Source organism: Afipia carboxidovorans OM5, assembly GCF_000218565.1.
GTDB lineage: Bacteria > Pseudomonadota > Alphaproteobacteria > Rhizobiales > Xanthobacteraceae > Afipia > Afipia carboxidovorans.
This window is the reverse complement of sequence record NC_015684.1, coordinates 3,167,913-3,188,417: the sequence shown is the minus strand read 5'-3', so window position 1 is coordinate 3,188,417 and position 20,505 is coordinate 3,167,913. Positions and strand designations below refer to the sequence as shown.

The following is a 20,505-nucleotide window of genomic DNA, read 5'->3' as shown; positions in this document are numbered from 1 at the left end:
GCTAGCTACGGCCCAATCAATCAGACGCTTGAGCGCGCGCAGCGTGTCAGGCGTTACGTGCTCGACGACAAAACCGCATTTGTCAGCGTCTTTGGTGCCAGAGCTTGAGTTTTCGCTGCTGCTGTAATTATTCCACGAAATTCCTCGTTGGATTCAGCGCTGCTGATTGTGACAGATCGTTTGATTTGAAGACCGAGAACACGTTTGGTGCCTACGTCATTGAATCCGACAACCATGTCATCCATGGGATTGCCATGGCCTTGTTGCTGAACAGCGACGCTCGTGACGAAACCTGCTTGGCCAGCAGCGCGTTCGCGGCGCAAGAGTTGTGCAAGGTAGTAGGCAATAACAGTGTCCTCGTAACTAAAGCCTGCACCGCCGGTCAGTTCGGTCGATGCTGGTTTGCTTTCTGATGAGGAAGTCACGGGGCGCTCCCGCTTTCTTTCGTGAGTTGAGAAAATGTTGCGCAGCAATATCGCGCACCGAATCGATGTATTTTACGTTTCATTGGCCTCAAACAACACGCTGCACGTCCGGTGACCATGCTGTCGCGGTTGCCCCCCCATCCGCGAGCCGGGCCGGAGGGGAAAATTTCAAGGCTCGATGGCGCGGGCGCGGTCCTCGTCGGTGACGGCCGTGGCCAAGAGTTCGGCGGATACCCGCTTGAGGAAGCGCCGGTGCCGGCCGTCCGGTGCGAAGGACGCCGCCAGCATGTGGTCGCCGATCACATGGAAGGCATGTTCGCCGTAGTGCTGACGATAGCGGGAAGCGGCTTGCCTCACGTCGGCATCGGATGGCCCCCGCCTGCGGTCGAACCGCTCGGCGATCAGGATCAAGACACCGCCGACGATCGCCGCCCCGTACCAGGTAGCGATGCCCGTATAAATCCAGGTCGTGGCGGTCGAGATGAGATCCAAAGGCGTCCACCGGCTCAACTTGCCGTCGAACGCTATCGCGCAATTTGACCGCCGCGAGCGGCCCGGTTGCGCTGACATTGCAAAGGAAGTTTTCAGCCAGGTACTCTGACCTGATCGTGGCAAACTGCTTTGATACCGGATACCTTGGTCGCGGTAGCTCGAATGACGCGCCCAAATACTCGATTTCTTGAGGCCCCGCATATTTTCGTGCAAGACGAGGCAAGCATCATAGATGCCGATTTTGGATTCAAGTTCGTCTGTTTGGCTGACCGGATTTTGGGGATTCTCCCCTGAGGAAGAAGGTATTCTCGGATTCACCGATCCTCGAGACCGGGATCGATTGTTCGATCTAATCGAGGAACGACAGCTAGTCTGCATCTACGGCGCCGCCAGCCCCGAGACGGATAGCAAAATTGTTCATCACCTGTTGGGAGTGCTCGAAGTCGAACGCACGCCAATCGATTCTTGGGACAAGATGTCCGATGCAGCAAAGACCCGAAACATTGCTCTGGGACGACAAGAAAAGTGGCGACATGCCATGCCAGTTCGCCGCGCTTGGCGCACCAATCATACCTTGGATGTAAAGCAGGTATTTCCGAAGAGCTACGATCCGAAAAATGGCAGGTACATCGCCAAGTTCGGCACTTGGCTGGTTCCGCAGGAAGCGCGTTGGCTCCTTGAGAAAGTCCCGTTCACGCAAACTAATGTGTTCGGTGAGACACCCATAGCGCCTTTGAATGATGACATCGCAAAAACCGGTTCAATATCAAGTTTTCTAAAGCCGTCTCGCGGCGTCTTCGGAAGTTTTGGCGACCGATCGTTTGAGGTGCAAGACAAGCCGCACAAACTCTACCTTGCCCTCTTTCCCGCCTCTCCCGAGCTCCTAGCGGGGAGGCCTGTTCCGAGAGGAACGGGTTTGGTCAAGATCGGGATCAGTGGAAATATAAAGAGCCGATTAAAAGCGCTTAACCTGAGCTTTCCGCAGACCGCAACGATAGGCTGGAAGATTACCCGAACGGCGCGATTTTCAGATCGCTCGTCCGCAGCCGACGCGGAAGCGTTGTTCAAGTGTCAAGCGGTTGAGGAATTTGGGGCGTCTTCGCTGGGAAAAGAATTCTTCGTCATGGATCTAAGCAAGGCGGAAGCTCTGTTCAACAGGTTATCGCCAGCAACTGGCCTTGACCTTCGGATCACGACGACAACCGTGAGATGATCATCGATACTCATGCTGCCGGGCTGATCCGGCTCAAAGCATCGAGGTCTTCCCTCCAAATGTGACTGCGGCCGTGGGTGCCATCCGCCATCGGCCGATAGCAGAGGATAAGGAGCAGGTCCACGGTCTCCCACTCGGCATCGTTGGTAAAGGCGTAGGCCTCCTGGAAGTCGGGCATCTCCTTGTCGCGCCGGCGGCACCCCGAATAGGCGTCGAACAGGTGCTGTGGCATGACCAGCAGCTTGTATGCTTCGAACACGCCTACCGTCGCTCTGCCGGCCAAGCGCGTCATGCAGGATTTCGAGAATGCCTTGCCGGGACGCATCTCGTCGGGCCACGCGTCCGAGTGCAAGGTACCGTCGCTGCGGGGAAGCGGCAGCAGGCCAAGCGCTTCGGCTTCCAGACTCATGGTCAGCCCTCACAACGAATGGATGGTGTTAGGCCAGACCGTCTGGCTTGCACCGCCCAGCGGCGGATGACCGCGAACGACGAAGTTCGGAGCGGACGCAAGATCAACCACGGCGAAGTCGGCAAGGTCGCCGGGGCTGGCGCCGATGTGCGCCTCAGCGGCGGCGCGAGCCGCATCGGCATCGGCGGCGGTTACGATGATCGTGTTGCACCGGTCGGCGCGGCGCTTGTTCTCAGCGTCGGCGAATACGCAATAAGTGGCCATGGTCATTCCTCCTCTTTGGCGGTGGTGAGCGTGTCGAGGTCGGAGAGGTCGCCCCCGACCGCCTCCTCGTCGCGGCACATGAGTGCGGAATGCAAGTTCCGAGTCAGGTTCGTTCGGCCGGTCTCGAACGTCGAGTCGGCGTGCAGCGTCTCGATCGCGATGCGCTCCACTTCCATGACGGCCTTCGTCGCATTGCGGTGGCTCTCGCCGACCAAAGCGTCTGCCAATTCATACGACGAGAACGGCCGATCATGGACCGGCAGCATCGAGACGCGGGTGCAGAGCGCCGCTCCCAATTCCTTGTCCTTGGTGGCCGCGGCAAAGGCTGCGAGCGAAGCCAACTCGGTCGGGCCGGACTGCGCGATCTGGCCGATCAGCCGGCTTCGGCGCTCGCTGCCCAAGCTATCGCGCATCAGTATCTGCATCGGAGACTCGAAGTGCATCCGCACGGCGGCGACCTCGTCGCGGAGACGGCCCGCCTCACGCACCAGCGCCAGGCGCGCGTCGGCCGACTTGCGCCGCAACTCGGCGCGGTGGCCGTTGACGGCACGGGTTACGACCTTTGAACGCTCGTTAGAGGGAAGATCGGCCAAGCTGCGCTCGACATCAATGCGCCGCTGCGTCACCTGGCCTTCAAGGGTATTCAGCAATCGTGCGTGCTGATCGCGATTCTCTCTGGCCCGGCCAAGCCGCTGGATCACGTCCGTCACGGACAGCCAGTTGCTTGCAAGGGCGGCTTTCTTGACCGCCATGGTCTGCTCCTTTCGCTCCACGTCACGCGAAGGTCCATGAGCGAACAGGCGCGGCACAGCCGCCTTTCGTCACCGCCATCGCGGTTCAGGTCGATCAACATCGGCCCGGACGACATCACGATGCGACGCCTAACCCGAACGGGGAGCCGTCGTTAAAGTGTTTGTTGACTGGTGGCCTGTCTGTGCGAATCCAGTTCGTCACGGCAACGGAAAGGAGACCCCAATGGCTCTGCATGGATCGTGCGAAACCTGCAAATTTTTCATCGGCATCGAGGACCGGCAGAGGATGACCGAGCGTGGCGTCGGGCGGCAGTTTGGCGAGTGCCATAGAAGCTCGCCGACGGTTTTATATGCCGCCCCGACGGCCGAAGCGATCGAATCCGGTTTCGACGAGAACGCTTCCGATCCTTTCGACCCCGGCTTTAGGACGAAGTGGCCGATTGTCCCTTATGATGATTCCTGCGGCGAATTTATCTTGGCGGCATGACTGGTCGGGCGGGACAGTCTATCTCCCGTCATCGGTCGCCAGTGCTCGCTCGGTGGATGGCCTGATGTTCGGCGGCCATTGCTTCCCACAGCGCCACACCTTCTGGCGCCGCGCCGAATTCCAGGCGCCAGTAGCTGATACAGGTGATAATGCCGGAACCGACAAGCATCGACTGAGCCCCGCCATGTCGCCCGCAAGTCTCAGGCGCGGTCATGTTCAACCGTGCAACCAGATCTTCGACGACAAACAATCAGAATGAAACCAATGCAGACAAGTCTGGCTGGTGCAGCGGAATCCCCCAACATCGCTATGATCTGCAGGGCAGCGGGCTATTGTTCCGGCAATAAGGCGGCCTCGAAGAGTGCGGCGATGGTCGAGTCAGCGCTTACTTGCAAAGGGCGACCTTCGGAAAGGCTTCTGCTCGAGACCTGCTCCATGAAGGGGCGAAGTTCTAGATGCTGTTCCGAGATCAGTCTCCGCCGCCCTTTCAATCCAAAGAGGCGTAATTGCTATTCAAAGACTCTCACACAATCTCCACACAGGGAGAAAATCGATAAATCAACTAAAGGCGATTCGCACTTCGTCACCACGAACGCCGCCGTCTCGTGTAGATGGCTGCTATGGCGGCCCTTCGACAGATAATGGCGACTAAAGACGCGTACTCTTTCCTTCCCCTCTTTATTCTCCTGAAAAATACAACAGGATCCTCTTTGAGTAATCGAAGAAAGGTGCTTGTGAACGCAAAGTAAGTGGCCATCATCAATAAGCATTATGCATCGTGAGCAAGCTCGAACCTGTCATGTAATTCGGGTCAATTTGAATAAGATCGCGTCGGATTATTTCGAATTAGAGGCGTATCATTTCTAGTTTGGAATGGGATGCCTTGTGGGTTTCGGATTTGCGAATGCGGAGGCTGTCGGCGTGGAGATTAGTTTTCGCGCAACTTGGCCTCTCCGGTTTAGCAAGTGCCGACATGGATGTGGATCTGCCGCAATACAATTTGCAGTGGTCGCAAACCAATCCCATCCGAGGCGCGCTGAGGTGACGAGCGCTGGGCCCGGTAGTCGTTATTAAATAACAGGAGATCTAAATGGACGCGACTAACAATCCTTTCAACTCTATTCCCGATGTGAAGATTCCGAGCGCTGCATATCGTCCTTACGTTCTGCACGGAAATATCCTCCATATTTCCGGCCAGCTCCCTGTCAAGGACGGCAAGGCGGTATGGGTTGGACAAGTGCCAGATACGGTTTCGGTCGTTGATGCGCAGAATGCTGCGCGCCTGTGTACTGAGAATGTCTTAGCTTGGTTGAAGCATGCCTGTGAAGGGGATTTCGGTCGTGTTGACCGTTGCCTGCGGATCGCCGGTTATGTCGCGACAGGTGCTGAGTTCAAGGATGCACCTATCGTTGTCAATGCTGCCTCTGAGATGCTGACCAGCATCTTGGGCGCGCGCGGAGAGCACGCGCGCATCGCGCTCGGTGTCGCAAGTTTACCTTTCGGGGCGCCGGTCGAGATCGAAGCGCAATTTTCCCTGCGTTGAGACGTCGGATCAAGCGAAAGAACATAAGATGAGTGACGTTAAAATTCCCGATTACTTCGATAATCGCATGCGCCGCGAGGATCTCGCTTGGAATGATTGGCCAGCGATATCGAAATTTCTCGCGGATCAGATGGTTTGCCGCGTCGCAATTCATGATCAGCCTTTTCCCTATGTTCTAGGGCAGAGCTATCGCTTTGTGGATGGGCGGTTTCTCGTCCATTGCTCGCGCTTTGGGAAAATGGCTGATCTTATTCGGCGTAATCCGAATGTGACGATAGAGGTCGACCATCTCGTGGCCTTGCTAAAGGCTCCTAAGGGCCAGAACACAAGCTTTGAGTATTATAGTGTGCTGGCCCGATGCGTGGTCGAATGGTCGGAAGAACTTGAAGTGGTTCGTGCCCAGCAGTACGAGGTGCTCGAGAAGTATCGCCCCGAAAAGGACTACACGCCTATCGACGATTTTGCTCCGGCGCAAATTACTGTGTTCAAGTGCAAAGTTGTGCAGATGTCTGCCAAGAAGCGGATACTTGCCGATGGACAGTACTCACCCCCCGGGCAGCCGCAGGCTCCTTATTTGCGTTACCCATTTCCTCCTCCTGCGGCAGTATCCTCGCTTCCGCCTGAGGCTTTCAATCCAAATCGATTCTCGCCCTAGCTGGCAGGCCTACCTGGCAGGCCTACCTGACTAAAATAGTTTCGCTCCGATTTGCACAGTCGGGGCGTTCTTATATCCCCTCAAGTTTTCGAGCGTGGATTGTCTCAAAATACTCCGATGGGGCCACCCCGAGCGCTCGCCGAAACATCAGGCTGAAGGCGCTCGGGCTCTCGTAGCCAAGGTCCAGTGCGATAGTGGATATAGGTGTGCCCTCAGCCAGCATGCGAATGCCGCATTGTAGCCGGGCTTGCTGTCGCCATTTTGAGAACGTCGTACCTGTCTCTACCGGAAACATGCGTTCTAGCGTTCTTTGGCTTGCCCCAACGGTCTGCCCGAACTCCGCCAACGTGCTGTTGCTGCCAGGATCGGTCAAGATAGCCTGACACACACGTAGAAGCCGCCGATCTTGCGGCATTGGCAGGTCGAGCGGCAACACAGGGTCCGGATGAATTTCTGTCAGGATTAGACTCATTATCTTTTCCTCCCGACTGCCGTCAGAGAAGTCATTAGGAATGCGGACGGCCGCAACGATAAGTTCTCGCAAGAGGGGGCTGACCGCGACAACGCAACATTCCCGTGGAAGATGACTGGCTGCCTCAGGATCGACGTAGATGGTCCGCATCTCGACGGAGCCAGTCGTTCTCATTTCATGCTCCACTCCGCCAGGGACCCAAACTGCACGCAGAGATGGAACGACCCAAGTACCATTTACTGTTGTGACAGTGATCACGCCGCTACAACCGAAAATGAGCTGTGAGCGAAAGTGGCTGTGCATCGGGATCACAAACTTATCCGGTAAATCCCTCGCCATCGCTGCAACGACGCGCGATGTGTGCTGATAGTCTTCTCGGTTTTCGCTCTTACCAAACATCGTTTCTCCGAATTGAAACTGGCGAATTCTCGTTAAGGGTTGGCGAGGAGACGGGATCGTTGAAGTAACGAACTGAGCTAGAAGCAAGATAGCGAAGAACAAGATGATGAGAGCAAATTTATGTCAGTATATAGAGGTTTCACACAAGATGAGCTTGACTCCCAGTATAATGTGCGGAACGGAATTCCAGACTATCTTGATATTTTTGAGAGATGGGCCAGGGAAAGCGCGGAGTTTCGTGCACAAGCCCGACATTATTTTGAATTAACTTACGGCAGTAATCCGGCCCAGAAAATCGATCTGTTTCTCTCCGGCCGAGACAATGCACCGCTAGTGGTCTTCATCCATGGCGGTTACTGGCACTCTCTTGATAAGAGCGATTTCAGTTATATTGCTCGCCCCTATATCGATGCCGGTCTGAATTTTGCGACGATCAACTATCGACTCGCGCCATCCGTAAAAATGGAAGCGATTGTCAGCGACGTTCGCAATGCGCTGCTTTTCCTTCACAATACTGGAGGCTGTTACGGTTATGCGTGGAAGCATATTTACGTGACAGGGAGCTCTGCCGGCGGGCATCTTACGGCCACTGCACTGTCGACCGATTGGGTGCGGTATGGTGTCCCCCCGGACCTTGTGAGGGGCGGATGCGCTCTCAGCGGACTTTATGATCTCGAGCCGATATTGCTTTCCTACCTGAACGATAAAGTTCAACTCGATCGTCAGGATGTAAGGGACTTCAGTCCGATACAAAATCTTCCGCGGAAGGCGTCACCGCTTCTGCTTGCTGTCGGAGGAGATGAATCTGATGAATTCCAGCGTCAACAAGCGAACTATTTTGCGGCGTGGCAATCTGCTGGATTGAGTGTCGAGGTCATCGAGCAGACAAATGGCCATCATTTTGACATGTGCGATCGCCTCGGCGACCGGGACAATGTAATCTTCAAGGCGGTGATGGCGATGGTTAATGAGGATAAAGCGAAATCGTCTGGCACTGATTTTTCTGAACAGCCGGCGGAGTAAATCAGTTTTTTATTGTCTCGGATGCGAAGGTCCGTTGATTCTAATCGAGATACGACTCCTGGCTTCTGAACTTAAAAACTTCGATAGGTGTTTTATTTTGCCGAACGGGTATCGGAAACACGAGTCTCATTTCCCTTTCTGGTAGTCCGTACCATCGGTGTTTCGTTAGCCGTGCCATCCATGTGAACTCAACGAGCTCCTATGAATACGCCGAAGGTGTCTGAGCCTGGAGCCAGACTAGTGAAAACAGCAGTGATCCGGGTCTCGGGAGAATCTTTTAGCGCCTCCGAGACGGGAGTGGATTTTTCGCTTTCGAGGGCGGTCGCAGCCAGAGCGATTTTACGCGGGTAGGGGCCGGCGCCCCTATCACTGGCCTGGTCTCATCGCTATTAACATCGCAGACGAGTTTCGCGACGAAACGGCGATGCGAAGTCGGCTCCGGCAGCTGACCTCACCTATTTGAGGTGGTCGACTTGGGGCTATCCGCCCAGGATGCTAGGCGGGTTCTCTCAATATATCGTCACGCGGAAGCCTGAGAATATCGGTGGTCTATAGCTCATGGTGCCGGAGGCGTCTGGTTGCGACGACGTTAATGTCGTGCAGCGCCCGCGGTTTCTATTGCCCATTTTATCCAGCCTAATCGAATAGTTCTCCGAGAAGGCATGAGACAAATTATCGCGCTGGAAAGGGAAGAGATCAAACATGAAACCGTCACACAGCACGCTGACTCCATAGAAGAATAGTCGCTTCTGGGCCAAGGCCTGGATTAGCTCCGCCCCGGGTCATCCAAAAATCGCGCAACCATGAGCGCAAAAACCTACATCTTTAGCTTTGATCCGAGCCTCCTCAGATGGCGAGAACAAGACGATACTAGGCGGGGGCACGCGAGCCGATAATTTGAACGCACCGTAGGATCGTTTCGGTGTTGCAGTCGTAGCTGCGCAAGGCTCGTTAAGGATCGCAAATGGCATGCATCCCCTGTCTGGGTACATCGCTGCAGACGATGTTTGCACGCTTGGTGGCGGCCATCACTGGTAACGGCGACGGACTTATCTTGCTTAGGCTGTGCTTGATGCCTCTACCGCCGTATTGGGAGTTATAGAAAGCGGAGGCATTGACCGGTTTTCGTTGAGCTTCTGTCATCTGAATATCGCTCAACCAACAACAGAATATTCACGTAAGGAGGAAGCAGATGTTTATTCGAACAGGACTGTTGGCCATTGCTCAATTGGCTCTTGCTACGCAACTTGTGAGTGCTGCCCAGGTTTGGGACCTTTCATTGGAATACCAGCCAAACTCGCTTCCGGGAGAGACCAGCCGAGTTTTTGCAGAGAAGCTCTCCGAGTTATCTGGTGGTGCCATCACAGTGAAAATTCATTATGGCGCAGCGTTGGGCTTCAAGTCCGTTGACCAATTTGATGCGGTTGGTGACGGAGCACTGAAGATCGCGAGTAGTTTTATGCCGACATGGAGCGGGATTGATCCCCTCTTTCTGATTTCAACACTACCTCTACTCGCCCAGTCGCCTGAGGATGCTGCCCGGCTTTACTCCGCAGTTAAGCCAGCTATGTCGAATGTGCTTGATAAGAGTAACCAAGTAATGCTCTTCGTCACGCCTTGGCCAAATAACGGGATATGGGCAAAGAAGGCCATAGACGACAAAGCTTCGCTCAAGGATCTCCGCGTTCGAACGTTTGATCCGAATGGAACCTTGACCTTTCGTGCCGCGGGAGCTGCACCGATCCAGCTGAGTTGGGCGGATGTATTGGCTCAGCTCTCAACGGGCGGGATCGATGCCGTCCTGACATCCGCCGATGGGGGAGGAGCAGCGAAATTATGGGAGTTGCTGTCTCACTATACCGAGGTTCCGTATGCGAGCCCATGGCAGATGGTTCACATGAATAAGGGCATATTCGGCAAACTAAGCGATCAGGAGAAAGCGTGGGTTCGCAAAGCGGCTGATGAAGCAGAGCGTCATGGATGGAAGGCAGTGACTGTACGCGTCGAGCATAATTACGCCGAGATGCGGAAGCACGGCATGACCGTCATTGATAAACCGAATGACGCTGCCGTCGCCACTCTCTCCAAGGCTGGCGCCGAGTTGATCAAGAGATGGGAGCAAACTGTCGGTCCTGCTGGCAAAGAAGCAATTGCCCGATATCGAGGCAACAAGAATTGAAATTAAAAGAAGGGGTACGCGGAAAGCGTACCCCGCACCTCGGGGACGAAACACTTATGCGACACGTGCAAAGTATTATATTTTTGGTCTCACGGTTGTCGGGAATTCTTGCAGGATTGCTGCTCGTTGCAATGGTCGGGCACATCATGGTTGAGATTATTCTTCGATCATTCTTTGGGTCATCGACATATGTGCTCGATGAATTCGTTGGATACGGCGTTGGTGCAGTGACGTTCTTGTCGCTCGGCTACACGCTCGAACATGGCGAGCTTATTCGGGTAAACCTGCTGCTTTCTCGCCTGGGCGCCCGGGGGCGTCGATTTGTTGAGTTGGGGGCTTCGCTAACTTGTCTTGCAGTGCTTACGTTCATCTCCTGGTTTGTCTTCCTTCGAGTTTTCAGACATGTGAGCAGAGGGACTGTGAGTAGTACGCTCGCGGAAGTGCCGATGTGGATACCTGAGGGAGCGATTCTGCTGGGGCTATCTCTGTTCTGGATTCAGATGTTTGCTTATTTTTTGAGAGCGGCAACAGGATCTGAATCAGACGTTGGCCCTCTGGTCAGAAACCCCAACGCAATCCAGTACGAGTGAGGACGCGTCGATGGATATTATTCTTGCATTCTCACTGATCGGTAGCTTGATCGTTCTTCTTTTCTTCGGGTTGTGGGTTTTTGCGGCAATGCTTGCCGTGAGTATCGGTGGCCTTGCCCTCGGACTCGGGATGCCGATTCAGCAGATTGGTTCGCTCATGGCGAACGTGATTATCCGCTATTCAAGCTCATGGGAGCTGGCTGCAATTCCCATGTTTATCTGGATGGGTGAGATCTTATTTCGGACGGATATTTCGAACCGTTTGTTCCGCGGGTTGAATCCACTCGCTAATCTCATCCCCGGAAAATTGATTCACACCAATGTCCTGGGTAGCGCGCTGTTTGCCTGCATATCCGGCTCCAGTACGGCCACCACTGCTACTGTCGGCAGGATCACGACGAGTGAGTTGGCTCGCAGAAAGTATGACGAATCCCTCTCGCTTGGTTCTCTAGCTGGATCCGGAAGTCTTGGACTTCTGATTCCGCCATCGATTGTCATGATTATTTATGGCGTCCTTGCAGAGGTATCGATCGTGCGACTTTTCGCGGCTGGCATCCTCCCTGGCCTGGTCGTGGCTTCTCTTTTCAGCGGATACATTATTCTTAGCACCACGATCAGTCCGGAGAAGGTCCCCGCGGATACGTCCTCTCTCTCCCTACGAGAGCAGATGAAAGAGGTGATCCACCTTGCTCCCATCGTATCGCTCATGATTGTTGTTCTAGGTTCGCTCTATACGGGGTTTGCGACACCGTCGGAAGCTGCTGCGTTGGGTGTTGTTGCGGCACTGGCCATTGCCGCGGCCCTTCGCCAACTGACGTTCGCTGTCTTTCGAGACTCGTTGATGGGCGCTATTCGCACGTCGTGTATGGTGTGTATTATATTGATCGCTGCGGGAACGCTTTCGACGACAATGGGCTATATGCACATTCCTGCTAATGTTGCTGAATTTATCGGAAGACTCCATCTATCGCCTATCGCATTGCTCATCGTTCTCTCGCTGTTTTATGTAGCGCTGGGTTTGGTCCTTGATGGCTTTTCGATGATCGTGATGAGCGTTCCTATCACTCTGCCTCTGGCGATGGCTGCAGGGTTTGATCCTGTGTGGTTCGGTGTGTACCTTGTTTTGATGACTGAACTTGCACAAATTACCCCGCCAGTAGGATTCAATCTTTTTGTGATCCAGGGTCTGACGAGAGCGCCAATTCTTCGGGTTGCTCTTTATGCTGCGCCGTTTTTTGGCCTTCTCTGCGCAGCAGTTATTCTAATAACGGCTTTCCCAGATATTGTCTTGTTGTTGCCACGAGTATTATTTGGTTGACGGGCTTACTTCGTCGAAATGCTTTGTGGATGGTGGCGTGTCGTCAAATGACGGCGCGTCACTTGTCGATTTTACTCTAAAAGCCAAACTTGCTGAGCTTTCAGCCTTAGCTTCTTTGGAGAGCCAAACCGGTGCGATTTAAGAACGAGGTTGGGCATTCGCGCGACTTTATTTTGCGCCTGCTAGCGCCTCAAAGCAGATTGCGTTGTTTGTAGTTTATATGCTCGAGGGGACCTCTCAAAAGTGCTTCAGATATACGGCCATGGCAGGATCGTCCGGCGCTGTGCCGGAAAACGTCAATAGCTCGGCAGCCCAGACCTCATTCATTCTCCCGCTGATGGTCGGCATGGCGTCTTGCAAGCGGCATCCCTACAGCGGCGCTCTCGCTGGCGGCTCGTCGATTGCTCGCGATACGCTGGTTGCCGAATCTGGACTCGGCTTCGCGGGATGGCCCGCAGCGTCTCGCTTGGCGTCTTCCGGATGCTCGGCAACGATGCGCCCGTCCTGACGGATTACGATGCGCTCGTCATCGGCATGGACCTCGACCGGGCGCCCGACGGCGCTGGCCGCGACCGAGTATTTGTTGTTGTCGAAGCGCACCAGGCAGGTCTTGGAGACCGATGCCGGCACCGCGTGGAATCAGTCGAACCGGCCGGCATAGGGAACGAGCTTCGGCCGTTCGACTTCGAACACGTCCCAGATCGTCTGATCGGCCAGTTCCGGATTGGTGATGAGCCTTGGCGTAGGCAATGCATCTGTCGAGCAGCCAGGCGTTGAGCTCGTCCAGCTTTTTGAACCGCAGCCGCGGCGTGAAGAAGCGTTCCCGGACCGGCTCGACCTGGTTCTCGACCTGGCCCTTCTCCCAGCTCGACGCCGGCGTGCACGCGACTGGATCGGCCAGGTAGTGGCTGCACATCTGCAGGAACCGACGATTGTAGCGACGATCCTTGCCGACGAAGATCGTCTCCACCGCCGTCTTCATGTTGTCGTAGATGCCGCGACTGCAGGTGCCCTTGAACAGCGTGAACGCCCGGTCGTGGGCGTCGAACACCATCTCCTGCGTTTCGCGCGGATAGGCCCGAACAAACAGCATGCGGCTGTGACACAGCCGGACATGAGCGACCTTCACGAGCACCGTCACGCCGTTGAGGAGAACGATCTCGTGGCTCCAGTCGAACCGGTAGGCTTCGCCCGGCGCAAAGCTCAGCGGGACATAAGCCGCCGCGGTCGATTGCCCGCGCTCCTTGCTCCAGCGCCTGGCGTAACGCCGCACGGCATCGTAACCACCGTCATAGCCGCGACCGCGCAACTCTTCGAAGATCCGGATCAGCGTCAACTGCTCGCGAGCGGATTTGGCCGCGCTCGCCGCCAGCAGGGCGTCAAGTTCCGGCGCCCATCGTCCGAGCTTGGGCCGCGGCTGCACCTGACGCTCATACTCGAACGAGGTCTCTCCTGACCTCAGCACCTTCCGGACCGTGTTCCGCGACACCTTCAGGTCACGGGCGATCTCCTTGATCGTCTTGCCCTTGATGAAGTGCTCGCGCCGTATCCGCGCAATCGTCTCCACTATCAGCATCCCCGACACCTGCTTCATGACAAACAAAGCAGGCAGCGCAACAGTCAATCTATAGGGGATCAATTTTGCATGCTGAATGACACCTGGTCGAAGGATTACCGCGTCGAGTGGCATTACATCGCACCGGGAAGACCAATGCAGAATGGCTATGTCGGATCCTTCAACGGTCGGATGCGAGACGAACTCCTGAATGAGACCCTGTTCTTCGGCCTCGATCATGCCCGCAGCGCCATTGCCGACTGGGTGGCGGATTTCAACACCGCGAGACCACATTCCTCGCTCGGCTACCAGACCCCGGCGGCCTACGCCGAGGTCCTCACCGCAACCGGCTCCAGCGCTGCGCAAGATGACGGCTCCGCGCCTCTGCCGGTTGCTTACCCCGCGCCGAACGGCGTAACAGAAAAGGCCGAGGCTCTAATCGCCGCCGGATGAAAGATCAGTGGCAGGTCAGAGCGAAACGAAAACCCTCTTGTTTGCTACCAGTGGCGGTGCGTCAAGAGCAGATCGGAAAGTCGACTGATAAATGAACCTTCTTATCTTCTGTCGCGATTATCGTAGCCTGAAACAATCGCAACGTGTGGTGAGGAATTGACCTTGCCTCTGGGCTTTATCCAGTCCTAAGTTTTCTTCGGCTGTTGAATTTGCCATGTTGGGCAATGGGAACGACGAAGGCTGGCGCAGCGTGAATCCGGTCTTGAGAATGGCAAGATCTAGGCCATTCGTAACCTCTTCCTGAGTTCGCGGCATCTTTGCGTTGGATGTCATGACACTTGTCGGGCGATGACACGCTTGCTGCCCCCTGCGATTTACCGTGCTTTGACTAGGTATGCTCGGTCCCAGCCTCTAGGTGTTTAGTCCCGGGAATTGGTGGAGCGGGTTGAATCTGAATCGTTCTGGTTGGGAAGTCCAGCACTTGCAGATAAACTCGTAGGGTGTGAGGCCTTTCAGGGTCTTCAGCCGCCGAGCATAGTTGTAGGCGGTGATGGAGTCGCAGAGGTGAGCGCGCAACCGATCGTGGTCATCGAATGGAAGCGCTTGACCGTGGCCTCCTGGCGGTGCAGTCCATCCCTTCGACCTGACCATTGGTCCATGGGTGGTTGGGCTTTGTCAGCCAAGGGTTGATTACTGGACTGAACGCGCGCGCCAGTGATCTACTCCGACCGACTTTTTTCCGATTTTCTTAATGACAGGATGCCCCTGTTCAACGTATGAAAAATGCACCTACTGTTCATGCTTGCAAATAGGGGCCTATTTCCCCCACCACTCGGGCCATCTGACTTTGTGAGGATTGCGAGTGGCCTTCATTATGGTCCGCTGATCAGCGGCATCGAGTTTTGGACTTCGAGCGAGCGCGGCCTCGACCAGCCAGGGTTCGAGCGCCATCCGTGCGGTTTCCCGGTAGGGATCGAGTTTCTTTGCCATTCGTAGGTATTCAAGCGCACGTGTGACACTTCCAGGGACAACTATTGTACGAATAATGGCAGTGGGAAAGTGCTGGTGAGCGCCAGGCCGTTTCATGGCTTTCTCGATGACGGCCAGAGTCGCGCGAGCTGCGGTTCCATCGCCTTCGAGAGCGTGCTTGGAGAGTTGGAGCAGGAATGCCTCGGCTGCCGTGACGTGGCGCTGTGCTCCACCTTCGCGGATGGCTAGCGTTTGCCCGAGGACCGCCTCATAGGGCGCTTCGCGATGACGCTCTCGGGGACGACCGGCCGGGTTGCCGCTCTGGCCTTTGGCAAAGCGGTCGATCCTCGGCGGTTGGCGATATCCGATGGCGCCATTGTTATCAATATCTTTCGGCGGATTGTCCTTCGGCTTCATGTGCGGGTCCCCCGGGGCCAGTGCAGAGAGAAGCTCTGACGACGATATAATGTTCGGCGAAGGCGGCAACGATACGCTGGTCTTCAATACCAATAGCGGCAATTTCCAGGTCGACGATTTCACCGACGGCAGCGACAAGATCGATATGCGTGGCACCGGTGTGACCCTTGCGACAGCCGCGCAGAACATCACCCTTAGTGAGTATACTGAGGGCGGTGTCCTGGTTGAGTATGGCTCGTCGCAGATCTGGCTCGCCGACATCATGCCAGGGCATGTGACCTTCGCTAGTGACTTCATCTTCGATAGTAATCAAGGCAGCCAGCAAACGAACGGATCCGGCGTCGACCAGCAGCTGTCTCAATTCGTCCAAGATATGTCGATATATTCCACAGGAAGTTCGGGATCTGAGATGGTGGGGTCGAGTCAGGTGGGTAACGACACCAATTCGTTACAAAACGTTCTTGCTCCTGCTTAGGAGGAGTAACCTGAAGGAGCCGACGGGGCGGCAGCAGACGTTTGTGCGACTGGTGTTTTATCGGCAGAGGATCTGTCCGCATTTTCCGTGGCGATCTGCTAATGCTGCGGATGGTAGTGGTCGGTGTTCGCCTTCAGCGCCCTTGAGACAGATTGAGGAACTTTCGGAAGGGAGGATTTCTGGTTCATCGTAGCCGTAAGGAGCGCAGATGAAGCAGAAATCCGGGCCGGGCAAAGCGCCGGCAGACCAAGTACTGAAGGACATTCGGCGTCAGACCCGCCGGCAGTATTCGGCCGAAGAAAAGATCCGCATTGTGCTGGAGGGATTGCGCGGGGAGGAGAACATCTCCGAGCTCTGCCGCCGGGAAGGCATCGCCGCCTCGATGTATTACGGCTGGTCGAAGGAGTTCCTCGAGGCCGGCAAACGCCGATTGGCCGGTGACACGGCGCGTGCCGCGACCTCCGGCGATGTGAAGGATCTTCGTCGTAAGGCCACCGCTTTGAAGGAGGTCGTGGCCGATCTCACCCTGGAGAACCGCCTGCTCAAAAAAGCCTGAACGGAGATGGGGAGGACGACGCATGAGATATCCCGCATCCGAGAAGGCCGAGATCATCCAGTTGGTCGAGCAATCGCATCTGCCAGCCAAGCGCACACTGGACAAGCTCGGCATCCCCCGCGCCACGTTTTACCGATGGTACGATCGCTATCGTAACGGCGGACCTGAGGCGCTGGCTGACCATCGCTTCCGACCGGACCGCGTCTGGAATTGGATTCCTGACGATGTCCGCTGCCAGATCATCGACCTGGCGCTGAAGGTTCCAGAGCTGTCGCCAAGGGAGCTGGCGGTACGCTTTACCGATGAGAGAAAGTACTTTGTCTCGGAGGCATCGGTCTATCGCCTGCTGAAGGCGCACGACCTCATCACCAGTCCGGCCTATGTGGTGATCAAGGCGGCGAACGAGTTCAAGGACAAGACCACCGCCATCAACCGGCTCTGGCAGACCGACTTCACCTACCTCAAGATCACCGGCTGGGGCTGGTACTATCTGTCGACCATCCTCGACGACTTCTCGCGCTACATCGTGGCTTGGCGGCTGGGACCCACGATGTGCGCCTCCGACGTCACGGCCACGCTCGACCAGGCATTCGCGGCTTCCGGTCTTGACCGGATCACCGTCTCGCACCGGCCGAGGCTTCTCAGCGACAACGGATCGAGTTACGTGGCTGACGATCTGGACAGGTGGCTCGAACACAAGGGTATGCGGCATGTGCACGGTGCACCGTATCATCCCCAGACCCAGGGGAAGATCGAACGCTGGCGCCAGACTCTGAAGAACCGCATTCTGCTCGACAACTACTACCTGCCTGGCGACCCCGAACGGCAGATCGGCGCCTTCGTCGAACACTACAATCACTCTCGCTATCACGAGAGCATCGACAACCTCACGCCCGCCGACGTCTACTTCGGCAGGGCCGAGACAATCCTGACCGAGCGTCAGCGCATCAAGCGCGAGACCATCGCAAACTGTCGCTTGCAGCATCGACTGCAGGCCGCATAAACTCTAACCCAGATGAACCAGACCCTCCCTTCGCAGAACGCCTGAGCTGTCTCAAATTATCTGACGACGGACAGTAGTGGTCGGATGAGATTGGGCTGAAGTTACGATGTTTTTGATAACTGTCGAATCTGGTAGCTTGATCGCTAATGTTAGTAAGACGGAGGGCTTACGATCGAAGCGGGTGCGTGCATCACCATCGGCTCAAAGTGCTTGCCAAGACTCTCGAATAATACAGGGATTTCAATTATATAAGAGTTCGCGGTTTTGTCCGGAATGGCGCGCCACTTCGCTATATTGCGATTGATTTCATTCGCCTTTTTCCTCCGAATTGTCTCTCGATTTTTCGAGGGGAGACAATATTCGCTCGGATTTCGGCCTCGCCGGTACTAGCTTCGCCATAGCCGTGCTCGCCAGTCGCCGCCGTTGCGCCTCCTTGGTGTATCGCTCGACTTCCTTAAGAGACTGGTGGCCGGTAACTGCCATGATCTCATGCACCGTTGCTTCCCCGTTCGGCTAAGGCTGTTGCTGTGGCCTTGCGGGTTCCGTGAGCGGAGCAGTGCGGCAAGTCCGCTTGGCAGCACCAGTCCTTGAACTTGTTTCCAAAGCTATTCGAGGTGAACGGCTTCCCGAACGTCGTTATCAGGAAGGTGTGGGAGCCGTTCGCGGTTGCCGCAATGCTTGCCGCCGGGGCGGGGTGGAGCGGGGTATCTACATCAATAGGTTTGCGGTTCTCATTCTTGGCTTGTCGGTACTGCACCCGATCATTGCGAATGTTATTAGGGCCGATGCGCACGACATCCTCACGGCGGAATCCGATGAACCGGAGAAGGTGAAACGACCGCCGAGACCAGATTAAGCCCCAGTTTCTTCTTGATCGCGCCTGCGAGGAAACCTCGGATGCTGTGCTGCTTCCAATCAGTCGCCTTCATAATGGCGTCGACTGTCGTGCCGCTTGGTTCGCGCAACATGGCTAGAACTACGGCCTGCTTCGAAGTGGGCGGCGCTTTGGTCTCTGAATGAGCTTGTTTCTTTCGAGGTGCTGGCTTCGATGTTTCTGCCAATTCTGTGCCAGCCGGTTTTGGCGAGGAGGCCGACGCGAAGCCTTGATTTTGGTGGTTCTTCGCTTGAGAGAAGGCATCTGAATCTCCTTGCAGGTTGACGGCATCCTTCGCCGCCACGACCGCAAGCCTGCCGTTACTTGGCGGGCGGAGGAGATTTGTGTGGTTGGCCTCAGTTGCTCGGCAAACGGTTGAGCAATGACATTGCATTCTGAAGCCGGCCCGCCTCATAGATCAGCTGCTCGATGTCTATCGATTCCAGGCGTTTCGTCATCAAGCGCACCGCCCCCGGCGATGTGCTCTACGTCACGACGCTCCACCGCATCAAGCCGCGTGATATTCTGCGGCTCCGGCGTCAGATCGAGCGGAAATTGGCGGAAGGGGAAGAGTGACACCGGGGAGGTCGCTACCCCTCCGCAGCCCAAGACCGGTTGAGCGGATGACTCCAGCGTCACGGCCTCCAAAATAGGTCATTTTCCCGGAATCGCAAAATCGGCCACAGGCTGCTTTTATCGCCCTCGGTGGGACCATCGTAGCCAATCGGCCGGGAAACGCCCACACGGACTTGAAAACCACTTGAGCGGGGCCGCTGAGGCACTCCGGAAGCGCGTCGCCACAGTGGTGCCGTCGTCGACGGCCATCGAGACTTATCCGTGGCTCGGCCAGTTGCCGCGCACCCGTGAATGGATCGGCGACCTCGTGATCCGCTCGATCACCACCGAAGGCTATCAGCTCACTAACAAGCCGTTCGCGCAGACCGTTGAGGTGCCTCAGTCTGCGATCGAGAACGATACCCACGGTATCTATTCGCCACTGATGGGGGCGAGGGATGTTTCGGCTCGCGTGTTCCCGGGCGAGCTCGTGTTCAACTCGCCAATCCAAGTGCTACGAGCAAAGGTGCGATGGGTGGTGTGATGAGATTTCGTGCTGCCGGGATACCGAGTTCTGTCCACTCTTCTCGGAGTTGATTTTTAAGTGCAGCCATACGCATTGTTTCAATGCGTGATATACGGAAAAGAAGGTGAGCATCGTCGAGTTGCATCCGCTTCGGCAAACACGCGTTGATATGAGTTGCAAAATATTCGGAAACGAAGATAGGGAGAGGCTGCTTTGGGTTCTCTTTCCAAAAGGTTCGTCGGTCCTTTTCGGCCTGAAGCATGAGAACGTCTCTAAATCGGGTCATTAAATTTCGATTCTGTGCTGCGATAATTGGATCTCCACCCTTTAACATCACGAATTCACCTTCTTCGAATACGAGATCATCCGGATGCGGCATATCCTCCGGCAACGGTTTCCTCGCCTTGTGAAAGGTTTCAACGCATTCGTTGTAGGTGGCTACGTAGTTCCTCCAGGCCGTATGATCATTCTGTATTTCCGTAGCTTGATCTTTCCGGGCTCGATACACTAACTCGACAAATGCCTTCTGGGCCGGAACACTGCCTTTCATCGCCGTGACAGCCATGGTCTGAAGAACGACATCGATAGTGGTTAGCTTCGCAGAGGTATCCCCATCGCGAACTGTAACTTTACGCCGTGAGACTGTGAGAATGCTCTCCATTGTCGACTTATCGACGAGCGGTTCTGGGAGCGGCTTTTTCTTTGGTGGCCGGCCGCGAGGATTTCCAGACTTTCCTTTAACGAAACGCTGGCTCTTGGGCGGCTTTTTATATCCGACATCATAAGGCGGTGGCCAAAACGGATCGTTCTCGTCGTCGCTCATATGTGAGCCTCCGGCATGATAGCCGGGATGGAGACGCCAGACCCTCGCCGCTCGGCAGTATCCTCGAAGGTTTCACCG

Annotated in this window: 23 protein-coding genes and 3 pseudogenes; 14 read left to right on the top strand and 12 right to left on the bottom strand. The window is 55.7% G+C overall.

Annotated elements, in window-relative coordinates; genetic code table 11:
- Positions 1 to 53: 53 nt before the first annotated feature.
- Together OCA5_RS19325 and OCA5_RS15065 are read right to left on the bottom strand one after the other, a co-directional pair.
- Positions 54 to 425: a hypothetical protein gene (locus tag OCA5_RS19325; RefSeq protein WP_169304644.1), complete on the bottom strand. Its 372-nt coding sequence runs from the start codon at positions 423 to 425 to the stop codon at positions 54 to 56.
- A 168-nt stretch (positions 426 to 593) separates the two neighbouring features.
- Positions 594 to 917, bottom strand: coding sequence for a hypothetical protein (locus tag OCA5_RS15065; RefSeq protein ID WP_012562125.1), 324 nt, complete (start codon positions 915 to 917; stop codon positions 594 to 596).
- 232 nt (positions 918 to 1,149) lie between these two features.
- On the opposite strand from OCA5_RS15065, the gene OCA5_RS15060 reads away from it, so the two are divergent.
- Positions 1,150 to 2,130 (top strand): GIY-YIG nuclease family protein, encoded by a 981-nt coding sequence (locus OCA5_RS15060; protein ID WP_013913342.1) that lies wholly within the window; start codon positions 1,150 to 1,152, stop codon positions 2,128 to 2,130.
- Between the two features lie 10 nt (positions 2,131 to 2,140).
- Here OCA5_RS15060 and OCA5_RS15055 read toward each other — a convergent pair whose 3' ends face one another.
- The 3 genes from OCA5_RS15055 to OCA5_RS15045 are packed head-to-tail and all read right to left on the bottom strand — an operon-like array spanning position 2,141 to position 3,555.
- Positions 2,141 to 2,539, bottom strand: coding sequence for a hypothetical protein (locus OCA5_RS15055; protein WP_012562127.1), 399 nt, complete (start codon positions 2,537 to 2,539; stop codon positions 2,141 to 2,143).
- 9 nt (positions 2,540 to 2,548) lie between these two features.
- Complete coding sequence (locus OCA5_RS15050; protein ID WP_012562128.1) at positions 2,549 to 2,803, bottom strand: hypothetical protein; 255 nt, start codon at positions 2,801 to 2,803, stop codon at positions 2,549 to 2,551.
- Between the two features lie 2 nt (positions 2,804 to 2,805).
- Positions 2,806 to 3,555 carry a hypothetical protein gene (locus OCA5_RS15045; RefSeq protein WP_012562129.1) on the bottom strand — a complete coding sequence of 250 codons (750 nt, stop codon included), beginning with the start codon at positions 3,553 to 3,555 and terminating at the stop codon, positions 2,806 to 2,808.
- 223 nt (positions 3,556 to 3,778) lie between these two features.
- Between OCA5_RS15045 and OCA5_RS15040 the strand changes: the two genes are divergently transcribed.
- The 4 genes from OCA5_RS15040 to OCA5_RS15030 all read left to right on the top strand — a co-directional run bounded on the left by OCA5_RS15040 (position 3,779) and on the right by OCA5_RS15030 (position 6,240).
- Positions 3,779 to 4,042 carry a hypothetical protein gene (locus tag OCA5_RS15040; protein ID WP_012562130.1) on the top strand — a complete coding sequence of 88 codons (264 nt, stop codon included), beginning with the start codon at positions 3,779 to 3,781 and terminating at the stop codon, positions 4,040 to 4,042.
- Positions 4,005 to 4,301, top strand: coding sequence for a hypothetical protein (locus tag OCA5_RS19185; RefSeq protein ID WP_148261435.1), 297 nt, complete (start codon positions 4,005 to 4,007; stop codon positions 4,299 to 4,301). The genes OCA5_RS15040 and OCA5_RS19185 overlap by 38 nt, the downstream gene beginning before the upstream one ends.
- An 831-nt stretch (positions 4,302 to 5,132) precedes the next feature.
- Complete coding sequence (locus tag OCA5_RS15035) at positions 5,133 to 5,585, top strand: RidA family protein (RefSeq protein ID WP_012562133.1); 453 nt, start codon at positions 5,133 to 5,135, stop codon at positions 5,583 to 5,585.
- Between the two features lie 28 nt (positions 5,586 to 5,613).
- Complete coding sequence (locus OCA5_RS15030) at positions 5,614 to 6,240, top strand: pyridoxamine 5'-phosphate oxidase family protein (protein ID WP_012562134.1); 627 nt, start codon at positions 5,614 to 5,616, stop codon at positions 6,238 to 6,240.
- A 70-nt stretch (positions 6,241 to 6,310) separates the two neighbouring features.
- On the opposite strand, the gene OCA5_RS15025 is transcribed toward OCA5_RS15030, so the two are convergent.
- Positions 6,311 to 7,111, bottom strand: coding sequence for an AraC family transcriptional regulator (locus OCA5_RS15025; protein WP_013913339.1), 801 nt, complete (start codon positions 7,109 to 7,111; stop codon positions 6,311 to 6,313).
- A gap of 120 nt (positions 7,112 to 7,231) precedes the next feature.
- Here OCA5_RS15025 and OCA5_RS15020 point away from each other — a divergent pair, with 120 nt between their 5' ends.
- From OCA5_RS15020 to OCA5_RS15005, 4 genes are all read left to right on the top strand, one after another.
- Entirely contained in the window at positions 7,232 to 8,134 is a 903-nt protein-coding gene (locus OCA5_RS15020) for an alpha/beta hydrolase (RefSeq protein ID WP_012562136.1), read from the top strand.
- A 1,192-nt stretch (positions 8,135 to 9,326) separates the two neighbouring features.
- Positions 9,327 to 10,313, top strand: coding sequence for a TRAP transporter substrate-binding protein (locus OCA5_RS15015; RefSeq protein ID WP_013913338.1), 987 nt, complete (start codon positions 9,327 to 9,329; stop codon positions 10,311 to 10,313).
- A complete protein-coding gene (locus OCA5_RS15010; protein ID WP_013913337.1) occupies positions 10,310 to 10,903 on the top strand; it encodes a TRAP transporter small permease in 594 nt (197 codons plus the stop codon). The genes OCA5_RS15015 and OCA5_RS15010 overlap by 4 nt, the downstream gene beginning before the upstream one ends.
- A gap of 10 nt (positions 10,904 to 10,913) precedes the next feature.
- Positions 10,914 to 12,221 carry a TRAP transporter large permease gene (locus OCA5_RS15005; RefSeq protein ID WP_012562138.1) on the top strand — a complete coding sequence of 436 codons (1,308 nt, stop codon included), beginning with the start codon at positions 10,914 to 10,916 and terminating at the stop codon, positions 12,219 to 12,221.
- 480 nt (positions 12,222 to 12,701) lie between these two features.
- Here OCA5_RS15005 and istA read toward each other — a convergent pair.
- Positions 12,702 to 13,797 (bottom strand): annotated as a pseudogene (istA, locus tag OCA5_RS15000) (IS21 family transposase); the annotation flags it as partial.
- An 84-nt stretch (positions 13,798 to 13,881) separates the two neighbouring features.
- Between istA and OCA5_RS14995 the strand changes: the two are divergent.
- Positions 13,882 to 14,229, top strand: a pseudogene (locus OCA5_RS14995) (integrase core domain-containing protein); the annotation flags it as partial.
- Between the two features lie 411 nt (positions 14,230 to 14,640).
- Here OCA5_RS14995 and OCA5_RS18910 read toward each other — a convergent pair.
- Both OCA5_RS18910 and OCA5_RS14990 read right to left on the bottom strand, forming a co-directional pair.
- Positions 14,641 to 14,908: pseudogene (locus tag OCA5_RS18910) on the bottom strand (integrase core domain-containing protein); the annotation flags it as partial.
- Positions 14,909 to 15,045: 137 nt separating this feature from the next.
- Positions 15,046 to 15,615 carry a DUF5681 domain-containing protein gene (locus OCA5_RS14990; protein ID WP_012562142.1) on the bottom strand — a complete coding sequence of 190 codons (570 nt, stop codon included), beginning with the start codon at positions 15,613 to 15,615 and terminating at the stop codon, positions 15,046 to 15,048.
- A gap of 49 nt (positions 15,616 to 15,664) precedes the next feature.
- Here OCA5_RS14990 and OCA5_RS14985 point away from each other — a divergent pair, with 49 nt between their 5' ends.
- Together OCA5_RS14985 and OCA5_RS14975 are read left to right on the top strand one after the other, a co-directional pair.
- Entirely contained in the window at positions 15,665 to 16,090 is a 426-nt protein-coding gene (locus tag OCA5_RS14985) for a hypothetical protein (RefSeq protein ID WP_012562143.1), read from the top strand.
- Positions 16,091 to 16,298: 208 nt separating this feature from the next.
- A protein-coding gene (locus OCA5_RS14975; RefSeq protein ID WP_151202187.1) for an IS3 family transposase occupies positions 16,299 to 17,649 on the top strand; the annotation gives its coding sequence in 2 pieces (ribosomal slippage) (positions 16,299 to 16,645 and positions 16,644 to 17,649; 1,353 coding nt in all).
- Between the two features lie 487 nt (positions 17,650 to 18,136).
- Here OCA5_RS14975 and OCA5_RS19640 read toward each other — a convergent pair.
- The gene (locus tag OCA5_RS19640; protein ID WP_422836356.1) at positions 18,137 to 18,442 is read right to left on the bottom strand and encodes a hypothetical protein; all 306 of its coding nucleotides are present in this window, start codon (positions 18,440 to 18,442) and stop codon (positions 18,137 to 18,139) included.
- A 7-nt stretch (positions 18,443 to 18,449) separates the two neighbouring features.
- Positions 18,450 to 18,827, bottom strand: coding sequence for a DUF3489 domain-containing protein (locus OCA5_RS18900; RefSeq protein ID WP_244396144.1), 378 nt, complete (start codon positions 18,825 to 18,827; stop codon positions 18,450 to 18,452).
- A gap of 125 nt (positions 18,828 to 18,952) precedes the next feature.
- On the opposite strand from OCA5_RS18900, the gene OCA5_RS19180 reads away from it, so the two are divergent.
- Both OCA5_RS19180 and OCA5_RS14970 read left to right on the top strand, forming a co-directional pair.
- Complete coding sequence (locus tag OCA5_RS19180; RefSeq protein WP_012562148.1) at positions 18,953 to 19,099, top strand: hypothetical protein; 147 nt, start codon at positions 18,953 to 18,955, stop codon at positions 19,097 to 19,099.
- Between the two features lie 184 nt (positions 19,100 to 19,283).
- On the top strand, positions 19,284 to 19,622 hold the full coding sequence (locus OCA5_RS14970) for a Mu-like prophage major head subunit gpT family protein (RefSeq protein ID WP_012562149.1): 339 nt from the start codon (positions 19,284 to 19,286) through the stop codon (positions 19,620 to 19,622).
- Here OCA5_RS14970 and OCA5_RS18895 read toward each other — a convergent pair.
- Positions 19,573 to 20,427, bottom strand: coding sequence for a DUF5681 domain-containing protein (locus OCA5_RS18895; RefSeq protein ID WP_012562150.1), 855 nt, complete (start codon positions 20,425 to 20,427; stop codon positions 19,573 to 19,575). The genes OCA5_RS14970 and OCA5_RS18895 overlap by 50 nt on opposite strands.
- Between the last annotated feature and the right edge of the window lie 78 nt (positions 20,428 to 20,505).